Origin of the sequence: Bradyrhizobium sp. SZCCHNR1017, from assembly GCF_032381375.1 — a bacterium.
GTDB lineage: Bacteria > Pseudomonadota > Alphaproteobacteria > Rhizobiales > Xanthobacteraceae > Bradyrhizobium.
Map to the genome: position 1 here is coordinate 1,057,780 of NZ_JAUHIR010000001.1, position 12,804 is coordinate 1,070,583.

The 12,804-nt window shown below is 65.2% G+C and carries 15 protein-coding genes; 2 read left to right on the forward strand and 13 right to left on the reverse strand.

Annotated features, from left to right (window positions below):
* Positions 1–146: 146 nt before the first annotated feature.
* The 9 genes from recO to rpoZ form a co-directional block, all read right to left on the reverse strand.
* Positions 147–887, reverse strand: a complete 741-nt coding sequence (gene recO, locus QW863_RS04935) for a DNA repair protein RecO (protein WP_315711403.1) — start codon at positions 885–887, stop codon at positions 147–149.
* A 145-nt stretch (positions 888–1,032) separates the two neighbouring features.
* Positions 1,033–1,413 carry a hypothetical protein gene (locus QW863_RS04940; RefSeq protein ID WP_315711402.1) on the reverse strand — a complete coding sequence of 127 codons (381 nt, stop codon included), beginning with the start codon at positions 1,411–1,413 and terminating at the stop codon, positions 1,033–1,035.
* A 2-nt stretch (positions 1,414–1,415) separates the two neighbouring features.
* The gene (gene era / locus QW863_RS04945) at positions 1,416–2,342 is read right to left on the reverse strand and encodes a GTPase Era (RefSeq protein WP_315711401.1); all 927 of its coding nucleotides are present in this window, start codon (positions 2,340–2,342) and stop codon (positions 1,416–1,418) included.
* Positions 2,332–3,417, reverse strand: a complete 1,086-nt coding sequence (rnc, locus tag QW863_RS04950; protein ID WP_315711400.1) for a ribonuclease III — start codon at positions 3,415–3,417, stop codon at positions 2,332–2,334. The genes era and rnc overlap by 11 nt, the downstream gene beginning before the upstream one ends.
* Positions 3,414–4,175: a signal peptidase I gene (lepB, locus tag QW863_RS04955; RefSeq protein ID WP_315711399.1), complete on the reverse strand. Its 762-nt coding sequence runs from the start codon at positions 4,173–4,175 to the stop codon at positions 3,414–3,416. Before lepB ends, rnc begins: the two co-directional genes overlap by 4 nt.
* Before the next feature lie 286 nt (positions 4,176–4,461).
* Positions 4,462–4,881 carry a holo-ACP synthase gene (acpS, locus tag QW863_RS04960; RefSeq protein ID WP_315711397.1) on the reverse strand — a complete coding sequence of 140 codons (420 nt, stop codon included), beginning with the start codon at positions 4,879–4,881 and terminating at the stop codon, positions 4,462–4,464.
* On the reverse strand, positions 4,878–5,660 hold the full coding sequence (locus QW863_RS04965) for a pyridoxine 5'-phosphate synthase (RefSeq protein WP_315711395.1): 783 nt from the start codon (positions 5,658–5,660) through the stop codon (positions 4,878–4,880). Before QW863_RS04965 ends, acpS begins: the two co-directional genes overlap by 4 nt.
* A gap of 81 nt (positions 5,661–5,741) precedes the next feature.
* Positions 5,742–8,042: a bifunctional (p)ppGpp synthetase/guanosine-3',5'-bis(diphosphate) 3'-pyrophosphohydrolase gene (locus tag QW863_RS04970; RefSeq protein WP_315711393.1), complete on the reverse strand. Its 2,301-nt coding sequence runs from the start codon at positions 8,040–8,042 to the stop codon at positions 5,742–5,744.
* Between the two features lie 169 nt (positions 8,043–8,211).
* Positions 8,212–8,604, reverse strand: a complete 393-nt coding sequence (gene rpoZ, locus QW863_RS04975) for a DNA-directed RNA polymerase subunit omega (RefSeq protein ID WP_006612728.1) — start codon at positions 8,602–8,604, stop codon at positions 8,212–8,214.
* A 347-nt stretch (positions 8,605–8,951) separates the two neighbouring features.
* Between rpoZ and QW863_RS04980 the strand changes: the two genes are divergently transcribed.
* Positions 8,952–9,605, forward strand: coding sequence for an NYN domain-containing protein (locus QW863_RS04980; RefSeq protein WP_315711390.1), 654 nt, complete (start codon positions 8,952–8,954; stop codon positions 9,603–9,605).
* Entirely contained in the window at positions 9,586–10,269 is a 684-nt protein-coding gene (locus QW863_RS04985) for a uracil-DNA glycosylase (protein WP_315711389.1), read from the forward strand. The genes QW863_RS04980 and QW863_RS04985 overlap by 20 nt, the downstream gene beginning before the upstream one ends.
* An 18-nt stretch (positions 10,270–10,287) precedes the next feature.
* On the opposite strand, the gene QW863_RS04990 is transcribed toward QW863_RS04985, so the two are convergent.
* Genes QW863_RS04990 through dapA form a run of 4 tightly spaced genes read right to left on the reverse strand, consistent with a single transcriptional unit; the run spans position 10,288 to position 12,736 of the window.
* Complete coding sequence (locus QW863_RS04990; protein WP_315711388.1) at positions 10,288–10,872, reverse strand: peroxiredoxin; 585 nt, start codon at positions 10,870–10,872, stop codon at positions 10,288–10,290.
* Between the two features lie 56 nt (positions 10,873–10,928).
* A complete protein-coding gene (gene smpB, locus QW863_RS04995; protein WP_315711387.1) occupies positions 10,929–11,402 on the reverse strand; it encodes an SsrA-binding protein SmpB in 474 nt (157 codons plus the stop codon).
* Positions 11,402–11,818 carry a large conductance mechanosensitive channel protein MscL gene (gene mscL / locus QW863_RS05000; RefSeq protein ID WP_315711385.1) on the reverse strand — a complete coding sequence of 139 codons (417 nt, stop codon included), beginning with the start codon at positions 11,816–11,818 and terminating at the stop codon, positions 11,402–11,404. Before mscL ends, smpB begins: the two co-directional genes overlap by 1 nt.
* Positions 11,819–11,845: 27 nt before the next feature.
* On the reverse strand, positions 11,846–12,736 hold the full coding sequence (gene dapA / locus QW863_RS05005) for a 4-hydroxy-tetrahydrodipicolinate synthase (protein WP_315711383.1): 891 nt from the start codon (positions 12,734–12,736) through the stop codon (positions 11,846–11,848).
* Positions 12,737–12,804: the final 68 nt, after the last annotated feature.

Consider the following 12,804-nt stretch of genomic DNA (forward strand, 5'->3'; position numbering starts at 1 on the left):
CGGTCATGTGAAGACGGATGTGAATGACGTCACAGTCGAAGACGGTATCCGGATCAGCTTTGCCATGATGCCGGCGCGTGTGTCGTCAGTCTCGACGTTGGCGAACGAGCGCGCGGGCACATGACGACGAACGTCGAAAACGAGCCCTATCGCGAGGCGGGCCTTGCCCGCGTCACGGCGTTGATGAAGCCCTCGCGGGCGTCGGAATGGCCCTGCCCGCGCGGCTCCAACACGTGACGGAGAAGGAACAGGCCGGTCAGCCGGAAACCGTCGAGCAGATCCTGCTGCGACCAGCCATGGCCCTGCTCGCTCTCGCGCAGGAAGGGCGGCAACGGCAGCAGCCGGTCGGCCCATGGCGCGCCGGCCGTGCGCGACACCGCGCCGCCCGACTTCGGCGAGACGTAGATCAGGTCCGAGGTCTCGCCGGTCGCAGCGCAGGAGTCGAGATCGAGCCCGAAGCCGAGTTCGGCGAGGATCGCCAGCTCGAAGCGCACGATGTGGGCGGCGGCGCCGCCCGCATCCTCGAAATCATCGAGCGCATGTTCGAGCCGCAGATACATGTCTTCGTGCGGATCGCGCTCCGGCAACAGCCGGGCCAGCGAGGCAAGATGCGTCACGCCGTAGGCGCCGTGTTGCGCGGAGATCAGCCCCGCCGCCCGCAAGGTCAGCGCGTCGATGGCGTACATGCCGAGATGCTCGTCGAGCCGCGCGCGCCAGATCGCGCGCACCGTGTTGCCCGGCTGCAGCACCGGCCGCATGCGCTTGCCGCTCGCCCCGCGCACGAGACCGAGATGCCGGCCATGCTCGCGGGTCAGCAGCTCGACGACCGCCGAGGATTCGCCGTGCCGCCGCACGCCCAGCACGATGCCATCGTCGGTCCATTCCATGAAGCGAGCGGCCCCTCGGCAAACACCGTCATTGCGAGCGAAGCGAAAGCATCCAGCACAGCGCAGAACGTCCGGATCGCGTCACGCGCGAGGCGTCGCGCGCGGTCGCAAATTCCGCATGATCGGCGACATCAGCCCAGCCGTGTCACGCGTTGAACCAGCCGCGCGCATCGCCCGTGAACGAATAGTACAAGCCCATCGTCGTCAGCGCGCAGGAAATGACCTCGATGCCGGCATCGAGCGTCATGCCCTTCTGCCCGATCACCTGCACCAGGAAGATATCGGACAGCACCAGCGCCCCCAGCAGCACCCAGCGCGGCCAGTTCCTGCGGCGCTGCGCCGCCAGATAGACGAAATAGAACAGCAGCAGGATGACCACCCCGTTGAGCACGGTCTGCGTGGTGATCATGTCCTCGGTTACGTCGAAGGTCGGCGTCCGGTCGGAGACGGCAACCGACAGCGCGTCCAGCATCAGCGAGATGTAGAGCAGCACTTCGAACCACAACACGTTGCGCGGCACGCTCATTGTCATTCCCTGGGGAACTCGAGCCCCATCTCCCGGTAGCGGTCGGGATCATCGCCCCAGTTCTCACGCACCTTCACGAACAGGAACAGGTGCACCGGCACGCCGGTGATCTCTGCGATTTCCTTGCGCGCCTGCGCGCCGATCGACTTGATCGTCGCACCGCCCTTGCCGAGCACGATCTTGCGCTGGCTGTCCCGCTCCACGAAGATCGTCTGCTCGATGCGGATCGAGCCGTCCTTGCGCTCGGTCCAGCTGTCGGTCTCGACCGTGGACTGGTAGGGCAGCTCCTGATGCAGATGCGAATAGATCTTCTCACGGGTGATCTCGGCCGCGAGGTGCCGCATCGGCGCGTCCGACATCTGGTCCTCGGGATAGTGGAACGGACCGGGCGGCACCATCTCCGCCAAGGCCCGCCTGAGATCGTCGACCCCGTCGCCGGAGATCGCCGAGATCATGAAGGTGCGCGCGAACGACAGCTTCTCGTTGGCAGCCGCGACCAGCGCCAGCAGCTTCTCGCGCGGCACCAGGTCGACCTTGTTGACCACCAGGATCTTCTCGTGCGCGACCGCAGCCGCCTTGTCGATGATGGCCTGCGCCTCATCGTCGATGCCCTTCTTGGCATCGAGCAGCACGCAGACGAGATCGGCATCATGCGCCCCGCTCCAGGCCGTCGTGACCATGGCGCGGTCCAGCCTGCGCTTCGGCGCGAAAATGCCGGGGGTGTCGACCAGGATGATCTGAGACGCGCCTTCGATGACGATGCCGCGGATCAGCGCCCGCGTCGTCTGCACCTTGCGCGAGACGATCGTGACCTTGGAGCCGACCAGCGCGTTGACGAGCGTCGATTTGCCGACATTGGGCGCGCCGATCAGCGCGACGAAACCGCAGCGAGTCCCGGCAGCCGGCACCGATTGTTGTTCAGCCGTCATTGCTGCCGCCGCTGACGCCTTCGCGCTCGATCATGACCGATGCCGCCACCTTTTCTGCCGCCCGCTTCGAGCCGCCGATGCCTTCGGCCGGCTCCAGCCCCGGCAGGTCGACGGCGACACGGAACTGCGGATCGTGATGCGGGCCGGTGCGCTCCACCTCCCGGTACACCGGGGTGGGCAGGCCCTTGCCCTGCGCCCATTCCTGCAGCACCGTTTTCGGATCGCGGAGCGGGCGCCGCGGCTTGTGCATGCGCTCGGTCCAATTGCGCTCGACGAATCCAGCGGCGGCCGTGTAGCCGCCGTCGAGGAAGATCGCGCCGATCACCGCCTCGCAGACGTCGCCCAGCACCGACTTGCGCAACCGCGCCCCGGCGCCGGCGCCGACCGCGCCGAGCTTGATGTCGTCGAGCAGGCCGAGCGACTTGGCGACGTCGGCACAGCTCTCCTTGCGCACGAGATCGGCGAGCCGCTTCGACAGCTCGCCCTCGTCCGCGCTCGGAAACGAGCGGTACAGCATGTCGGACACGATCAGGCCGAGCACGTGGTCGCCGAGGAATTCGAGCCGCTGATAGCTGTCGCCGCGCTTCTTGGACGATTTCAGCGCCGAGACGTGGGTAAAGGCGGTGCTGAGCAGCGACGGATCGGCAAAGTGATGGCCGATGCGCGCCTCGATCGCGGCATTGGCGGCCTTGTCCGCGGCCTTGGCGCCCTTGGCGGCGCCGGTCCCCGCGCTCTTGGTACGGCGACTGCCCTTCGCCTTGCTGCGCGGCTTGCCGTCGGAATCGGCCTCGGCAACGAGCGCGGTCGGGTCCGCCCCATCCTCGGTCGGGCGAGCGGGCGCCGATTCGGACTCGACGGTCTTCATGTCTGGCTTGGAGACCGGCTTCGCGTCGGTCTTGGAATCGGCCTTCGGCTCGGTCTTGGGCTCGGCCTTGGGCTCGCTCTTCTGCTCAGGCTTGATCTCAGACTTCGGCCGCGACGCGGCCTTGGGCGTTGCCTCCAGCGCACCCGTGCCGGGTTGCGGGCTCGATGCGGCAGCCTGCGTGGTCTGGATTTCGGGTGAGTCGTCGATCATCGCACGAATTTGAAGATTCGATTCCAGCGCACCGATACCGGCCAGCGCCAGAACGCCCAGGCATGCTCGCCTTCGGCAATGGAAAAGAAGATCAGCTGCGCACGGCCGACGATGTTCTCGAACGGCACGTAGCCGACCTGGCTGAGGAAGCGGCTGTCGGTCGAGTTGTCGCGATTGTCGCCCATCATGAAGAAGTTGCCGGCCGGCACGGTATACACCGCGGTGTTGTCGACATAGCCATTGTCGACGCAGTCCAGCGTCTCATAGCTGACGCCGTTCGGCAGGGTCTCCTTCCAGCGCTTGACGCGCGCGGTCGAGTCCGGCTGCCCGCAGGGATCCTCGCCGATGAAATCGGAGAGCCGCTCGCGCTGCACCGGCTTGTCGTTGATGTAGAGCAGCCCTTCGCGCACCTGGATGCGGTCGCCAGGCAGGCCGATCACCCGCTTGATGTAGTCGGTGGTGTCGTCCTTGGGCAGACGAAACACGACGATGTCGCCGCGGTTCGGCTCCGAGCCGAAGATGCGGCCCGAGAAAATCGGGGGCGACAGCGGAATCGAGTAGTGGCTATAGCCGTACGAATATTTCGATACGAACAGATAGTCGCCGACCAGCAGGGTCGCCTTCATCGATCCCGAGGGGATGTTGAACGGCTGGAATAGGAAGGTGCGGATCACCAACGCGATCAGCAGCGCATGAACGACGACACGAACGGTTTCACCGAGGCCGCTCTCAGTCTTGGTTCCGGAGGTCACGCTCATCGCTCTTTCAATGTCCCTTGGCGAATGGTCCGACGATTCGCCAGCCGTTGCCGAACACCCCTCCGTCCGCGAACACCATACCGTTCCGCGGCTTAAGGGAGTCTGTCCTGATTCTGGTGGTTAAGGCCAACTCCGGTTTGACCCAGAATCCGCCCGTGATGCAGCCGGTTCGATCCCGGCGGGTTTTAGACGACTGCGCGGGGCCGCGCAATCAATCGCCGTATCAAAACTACATAACTCGCTGGAATCGATCGCATTTTTGTTTTTCCTGCGGGGCGGCCGCCCTTCAGGATGTCTCGCGGCGCACCGCCGAAATTATGACGAAGGCTTGCGCCAGCGGCCAGTCGTCGGTGATCGACAGGTCGATGCGCGGCTCGTGGCCCTCGGGGGTCAGCGCCTTCAGCCGTTCGGCCGCGCCACCCGTGAGCTGCATGGTCGGCCGGCCGCCGGGCAGATTGACGACGCCCATGTCGCGCCACCACACCCCGTGACGGATGCCGGTGCCGAGCGCCTTGGCGCAGGCCTCCTTGGCGGCGAACCGCTTGGCGTAGGTGGCGACCACCATCTTCTCGTTCTTGGCCCGCCGCTCGGCCTTGGCGCGCTCGGCCGCGGTGAAGATCCGGTTCAGGAAGCGCTCGCCGTGCCGGTCCATCACCTCGGCCACGCGGCGGATGTCGATCAGGTCGGAGCCGATGCCGATGATCATGCCGATGTCCCCAGCCGCGCCCGGCCGCGATCCATGGCCGCGCGCATGGTCCGGACGGTCTCGGCGAGGCCCACGAACAGCGCCTCCCCCATCATGAAGTAGCCGATGTTGAGCTCGACGATCTCCGGCAACGCCGCGATCCGCTCGGCGGTGGCATAGTCGAGCCCGTGGCCGGCATGGACCTCGAGCCCGGCTGCATAGGCCTGCCGGGCGCCGGTCACGATCCGCTCCCACTCCACCTCCGCCTTGTCGTGGTGGCCGTCGGTGATGGCATCGCACCAGCCGCCGGTGTGGATCTCGATCACGGGCGCGCGCAGCCGCGCCGCCATCTCGATCTGCGCCGGGTCGGCGGCGATGAACAGCGACACCCGGATGCCGGCATCGCTCAGCCGGGCGATCGCCGGCGCCAGCGCCTTGTGCTGGCCGACCACGTCGAGGCCGCCCTCGGTGGTCAGCTCCTCGCGCCGCTCCGGCACCAGGCAGCAGGCATGCGGGCGCGTCGCCAGCGCGATCCGCACCATCTCCTCGGTGGCCGCCATCTCGAAGTTCAGCGGCTTGGAGATCTCGGCCTTCAGCCGCGCCATGTCGTCGTCGCGGATGTGCCGGCGGTCCTCGCGCAGATGCGCCGTGATGCCGTCGGCCCCGGCCTCGATCGCGAGCAGCGCGGCGCGCACCGGATCGGGGATGCGGCCGCCGCGGGCATTTCGCAAGGTGGCGATGTGGTCGACGTTGACGCCGAGGCGCAGCTTCGGAGGATGTGACTTCGACGGATCGGACATGGGCCGGCTCGCAGGACTTTCGAATAGACTTCGGGTTGTTTAGCGCATCCCGAAGCAGAACGCCGCAGCCATCCCCGCAGATTAGCCATTCACCCGGTCGACCCGCGCCACGATGGTCTTGGCGCGCAACTGGTTGATGATCGCCGAGAGATGCTTGAGGTCGTAGACCTCGAGATCGATCGTGAGCTCGGTGAAGTCAGGCGAGCGGCGGCTCATGCTGATGTTGTCGATGTTGCCGTCATGCTCGGCGATCACGGTGGCGACCTGGGCGAGGCTGCCGGGCTCGTTGACGTTCTCGACGCGAATGCGCGCCGGAAAGCGCTGCGGCGAGGTCTCGTCGACATCCCAGCGCACGTCGAGCCAGCGCTCCGGCTCCTCCTCGAAATCCTTCAGCGCCGGCGACTGGATCGGATAGATCGTGATCCCCTCGCCCGGCGTCACGATGCCGACGATGCGGTCGCCCGGCACGGCGCCACCGTTCGGCGCGAACTTCACCGGCAGGCCGGAATTGAGCCCGCTGATCGGGATGGCGAACGGGCCGCGGTGGGGCTCGGCCGCGGGCGCGGCAGCCTTGGCCGCCGGCGCGGCGGCCGTCTTCTTGGCGCCGTAGCGCACGACGCGCTCTTCCTTGTAGTCCGGATACATCGCGCGCGCGACGTCGGAGGCCTTGATCTCGCCGCGGCCGACCGCCGCCATCACGTCCTCGATCGAGGCGCGCGCCAGACGCGGCAGCGCGCCCTTGAGCTTGTCGTCGGCATATTCGAGCTTGGTCCGTTCGAACAGGCGTTCGACGATGCGCCGGCCCAGCCCGGCATATTGATCGCGCACGGCGGTTCGGGTGGCGCGCCGGATGGCGGCGCGTGCCTTGCCGGTGATGGCGAGCGTCTCCCAGGCCGAGGGCGGCGCCGACTGCGCATCCGACGTCAGCACTTCGACCTCGTCGCCGTTCTGCAGCTCCGACGACAGCGCCGCGAACTTGCCGTTGATCTTGCAGCCGACGGCGCTGTTGCCGACGTCGGTATGCACGGCATAGGCGAAGTCGATCACGTTTGCGTGGCGTGGCAGCGCGATCAGCTTGCCCTTCGGCGTGAAGCAGAACACCTGATCGTGAAACAGCTCGAGCTTGGTGTGCTCGAGGAACTCTTCGGGGTTGGCGCTCTCCGAAAGGATACCGATGGTGTGGCGGAGCCAGGCGAAGGCGTTCGATTCGCGCTTCAGCCGTTCCGTCGGCGAGGCGAGGTCGTCCTTGTAGAAGGCGTGGGCGGCGATGCCGAGCTCGGCGATCTGATCCATCTCCTCGGTGCGGATCTGCAGCTCGACGCGCTGCTTGCCCGGGCCGATCACGGTCGTGTGGATCGAGCGATAGTCGTTCTGCTTCGGCGTCGAGATGTAGTCCTTGAAGCGGCCGGGCACGACAGGCCAGGTCGTATGCACGATACCGAGCGCACGATAGCAGGATTCCAGATCCGGCATGATGACGCGAAAGCCGAAGATGTCGGACAGCTGCTCGAAGCCGATGGATTTGCGTTCCATCTTGGTCCAGATCGAGAATGGCCGCTTGCGGCGGCCGAACACCCGCGCGGTGAGGCCGTGCTCGCGAAACTTGCGGGCCAGCTGGCTCTCGATTTCGCCGATCAGGTTGCGGTTGCGCTCCGCCAGCGCATCGAGCCGCTGCATCACCACGCTGTAGGCCTGCGGGTCGAGCGTCCGGAACGAGAGATCCTCGAGTTCCTCGCGCATCTCCTGCATGCCCATCCGGCCCGCAAGCGGCGCGTAGATGTCGAGCGTCTCCTCGGCAATCCGCCGCCGCGATGCCTCCGGCACGAACTCCAGCGTGCGCATGTTATGCAAGCGATCCGCGAGCTTGACCAGCAGCACACGCACGTCGTCGGCGATCGCCAGCAGGAGCTTGCGCAGATTCTCGGCCTGCTTGGCCTCGCGCGAGACCAGCTCGAGCCGCTTCAGCTTGGTCAAGCCTTCGACGAGCGCACCGATCTCGGGGCCGAAGAAGCGATCGATCTCGGCGCGGGTCGCCTCGGTGTCCTCGATCGTGTCGTGCAGCAGCGCCGCGACGATGGTGGCGTCATCCAGCTTCAGGTCGGTCAAAATGGCCGCGACCTCGAGCGGATGCGTGAAATACGGGTCGCCCGACGCACGGGTCTGCGACCCATGCGCCTTCATGGCGTACACGTAGGCGCGGTTGAGCAGGTCCTCGTTCGTGTCCGGATTGTAGGAGCGGACCCGTTCCACGAGGTCGTACTGCCGCATCATGCGGGAGCGCGGCTTCGGCGGCCGCGGCCGCTCAGCCGGCGGCGGAGGCGCCAACGCGGCCGATTCGGCCGCCGCCTGCATCTGCTGAGGAGTGTGGCCCGAAACCACCATGGAAAATGACTAAACCTTTATCTTCGTGACCAAATCTGCCGGATGGCAGGCGCTTGGCGCAGCCCTATGGTAATCACGGAATCACGTTCAAATGCAAAGGCCCGGACGTGGTCCGGGCCTTCACATTCTCACAAGTTAGCTGGAGCTCGCGCTGACGGTGACGAGACCGTCACTCGTCCTCTTCCGGCTGTTCTTCCGGCGGAGCGAGGCCCTCGAGGCCCTTCAGCAGCTCTTCCTCGGTCATGCGCTCGACGGCCACCTCGGTGTCGTCGGCATCGACGCTGGCACCGGCCGAGCCGATCAGCGGCACCGTGTCCGGCTCCGGCTCGTCGACCTCGACGAACTTCTGCAGCGAATGCACCAGTTCTTCCTTCAGATCCTCGGGAGAAATGGTCGAATCCGCAATTTCCCGGAGTGCGACGACGGGATTCTTGTCATTATCTCTATCAATTGTAAGTTGCGATCCTGATGAGATCATTCGCGCGCGATGCGCGGCCAGGAGAACCAGGTCGAACCGGTTGTCGACTTTATCGATACAATCTTCCACAGTGACGCGCGCCATTGTCGCTCCGGTCCTTTGTGTGCTTAATATGCTGATTATGCTGGGCTAGTTATAGAGGCTGGCCGGCTTTCGCAAGGCAAAACTGGCGTCAGGGTTCGGTAAGGGGCAAGGAGTACCGAATTCGGCAACCTTGACTGGCGCTCCGTCCAGACCCGCGGAATTCGGGCCTTGGACAAGAAAACGCTTCATTACGTCGTCACAAGTGCGCCTTTGTTGCCCCGACCACTCCTGTTTGCGGTAACCTCACACCAGATGGACCGCCGACGCCTTGGCAGTATCTTGAAATGGAATGCGCGACCGACTGGAGTCGCGCCAAAAATAGAATCTAACTGAACGCGAGACACTGAATGTCATCTTCGACCAACAAGATTGCGCTCTTCATTGACGGCGCCAACCTATACGCCACGGCCAAGACGCTCGGCTTCGACATTGACTACAAGCGCCTGCTCAAGGAATTTCAGAGCCGCGGCACGCTGCTCCGCGCGTTCTATTACACCGCGATCATCGAGGATCAGGAGTACTCGTCGATTCGGCCCTTGATCGACTGGCTCGACTACAACGGCTATACGGTCGTCACCAAGGCGACGAAGGAATTCATCGACGCCAGCGGCCGGCGCAAGGTCAAGGGCAACATGGACATCGAGCTCGCCGTCGATGCCATGGAACTCGCCGAGCATATCGACCAGATGGTGCTGTTCTCGGGCGACGGCGACTTCCGTTCGCTGGTCGAAGCGATGCAGCGCCGCGGCGTTCGCGTCACCGTGATCTCGACCATCTCCAGCCAGCCGCCGATGATCGCCGACGAGTTACGCCGCCAGGCCGACGTCTTCACCGACCTCATGGAGTTGCAGTCCAAGCTCGGCCGCGACCCATCGGAGCGCCCCGCCCCGCGCGAGCCGCGCCACCATTCTCCGCAATTCCTGCAGCGCTCGACCACGGCGCCCGCCCGCGCCACGACCACCACCACCACCACGCCCAACGATGACGATTTCGAGGACTAGGCGGACGGGCACTCAGCCTGCGCCGCCTGCCCCGTCTTCGACCAATCCCGATCGAGACTGTCCGCTGTGCCCTCGCCTCGTTGAGTTCCGCGAGGCGCAGCGCGCGCGTGAGCCGTCATGGTTCAACGCCCCGGTGCCGTCGTTCGGCGATCCCGACGCGCGCCTCCTGATCGTCGGCCTCGCGCCAGGGCTGCAGGGTGCGAATCGCACCGGGCGCCCGTTCACCGGCGACTATGCCGGGGAGCTGCTCTACGGAACGCTGCTGCACTACGGATTTGCAAAAGGCCGCTTCGAAGCCCGCCCCGACGACGGGCTGACGCTGGTGGACTGCCGAATCAGCAACGCGGTGCGCTGCGTGCCGCCGCAGAACAAGCCGCTGCCGGCCGAGATCAACCAATGCCGGAGCTTCCTCGGCGCCACCATCGCCGCGATGCCTCGGCTGCGCAGCATCGTCGCGCTCGGCCGCATCTCCCACGACACGCTGCTGAAGCTGCTGGGCTTGCGCGCGGTCGCGGCGCCGTTCGCCCATGGCGCCGTGCACCAGGCCGGCGGGATCCGGCTGTACGACAGCTATCACTGCTCACGCTACAATACGAACACCGGCGTGCTCACGACCGAGATGTTCCACGCCGTGTTCGCGCGCGTGAAGGCGGATCTGGATTAGTTCGGCCCGCCCTTATCCTCACGCGGCAGATGCGCGGTTGTCCTTCAGCCACGCCAGCACGTCGCCCGCGTTCCTATCCGGTGGAAACACCGGATAGAACACGTGGGTGATGCGGGCGTCGTCCACGATCATGGCAAGCCGCTTGATCATGGTCAGCCCGGCGATCTCCATCGTCGGCAACCGCAGGGCATTGGTCAGCTCGAGCTTTTCGTCCGACAGCACCGGAAACGGCAGGTGCAGGCGCGAGGCCATCTCGGTCTGATAGGCATTGCTCTGCGTCGACAGGCCGAACACATGCGCGGCGCCGGCCGATTTCAACTCGCCGAACAGGTCGCGGAAGCTGCAGGTCTGCGGCGTGCAGCCGCGCGCACCCGGGATCATGTCCCAGTCCTCGACGAGCGACACCTTGCCGGGTTCGCCGGTCCGCGGATAGGCGAACACGACGGTCCGTCCAGGCAGATCGGACAACGTGACCAGCGTGTCGTCGGTCGCACGCAGTCCGATCGCGGGAATGATCGTCCCGACCAGATGATCGGCTGCGCCGTCGTCGGTCGGAGCCGGAATCCGGCTCCAGTCGACGTCCAAGAGGTTCTTCTGATTCATCGGATGCTTTCCCAAGGCTCAGGCGTGCCGCCGAGGAGCGCGCGGCAAAGGTCTCGTTAGCCGCGCGCCCGCAGCAGCCGGCCCTTCTCGCGGCCCCAATCGCGCTTCTTCTCGCTCTCGCGCTTGTCGTGCAGCTTCTTGCCCTTGGCGACGGCGAGCAGCAGCTTGGCGCGGCCCCGCTCGTTGAAATAGAGCTTCAGCGGGATCAGCGTCATGCCTTCGCGCTCGACCGCGCCCATCAGCTTGTTGATCTGCTTGCGATGCAGCAGCAGCTTGCGCGGCCGCTTCGGCTCGTGATTGAAGCGATTGGCCTGCAGATATTCCGGAATGTTGGCGTTGATCAGCCAGATCTCGCCGTTGCGCGAATCCGCATAGGATTCCGCGATCGTCGACTTGCCGCCGCGGACCGACTTCACCTCGGTGCCGGTCAGCGCGATGCCGGCCTCGATGGTGTCCTCGATCGCGTAGTTGAACCGCGCCTTGCGATTCTCGGCGGCGACCGTGATCTTGGGTTCGTTCTTTTCAGCCATCAGGATTTTTTCAGGAGATCACGGATCTCGGTCAACAGCTCGACCTCGGCCGAGGGCTTCGCCGGCGCCGCGGGGGCTGCCGCTTCGTTCCGCTTCAACCTGTTTATCACACGGATGATCATGAACAGCACGAAAGCGATGATGAAGAAGTTCAGGGTCAAGGTCAGGAACTGTCCATAGGCCAGCACGGCACCCTGCTTCTTCGCGTCCGCAAGGTTGCTCGCATTGACCGTCTTGGACAGCGGGATGAAGTAGTTCGAGAAATCGAGGCCGCCGGTGATGGCGCCGATGATCGGCATGATGACATCGGCGACGAGCGAGGTGACGATGGCGCCGAAGGCCGCGCCGATGATGACGCCGACGGCGAGGTCGACGACGTTGCCCTTCATCGCGAATTCACGGAATTCCTTCAACATGCTCGCGTCCCCCTCAGATACGTCGGCTCAGTTGATCAGTCCGGCATGAACCATCGCCTCGCGCACCGCGACCCGGGTCGGCTCCGACACCGGCACCATCGGCAGCCGCAGCTTCTCCTCGATCTTGCCGAGCAGCGACAGCGCGTATTTCACCGGGGCCGGGTTGGACTCGATGAACAGATTGGTGTGCAGCGGCATCAGCTTGTCGTGGATCTTCAGCGCCGTCGCGACATCGCCCTTCTGCCAGGCCTGGTGGAATTCCGAGCACAGCCGCGGCGCGACGTTCGACGTCACCGAGATGCAGCCATGGCCGCCATGCGCCATGTAGCCGATGATCGTCGCATCCTCGCCCGAGAGCTGGTTGAACTCCTCGCCCATCGCGGCGCGCTGCTGCGACACCCGCACCATGCTCGCGGTGGCATCCTTCACGCCGGCGATGTTCTTCAGCTCGAACAGGCGCTTCATGGTGTCGACGGACATGTCGATCACCGAGCGCGGCGGAATATTGTAGATGATGATCGGAATGCCGATCGCATCGTTGATCGCCTTGAAGTGCTGATACAGGCCTTCCTGCGTCGGCTTGTTGTAATAGGGCGTCACCACCAGCACCGCGTCCGCCCCCGCCTTCTCGGCGTGCTGGGCGAGCTCGACCGCCTCCTTGGTCGAATTGGAGCCGGCGCCGGCGACGACGGGCACGCGTCCCCGGGACTCGGCGATGCACCACTCGACCACCCGCTTGTGCTCGTCATGACTGAGCGTCGGGCTCTCGCCCGTCGTGCCGACCGGCACGAGGCCGTTGGTGCCCTCGTCGATCTGCCAGTTCACAAGGCTGCGAAAAGCGGCCTCGTCCACGGACCCGTTCTTGAAAGGAGTGACCAAGGCGGTGAAAGAACCCCGGAAATTCGTCTTGGCTGCCATGAAACTCCCTCCCAAACGCCGTTTGGCCCCTGTGCGAGCCACTTCATACCGGGTCTACCGACGGGGCG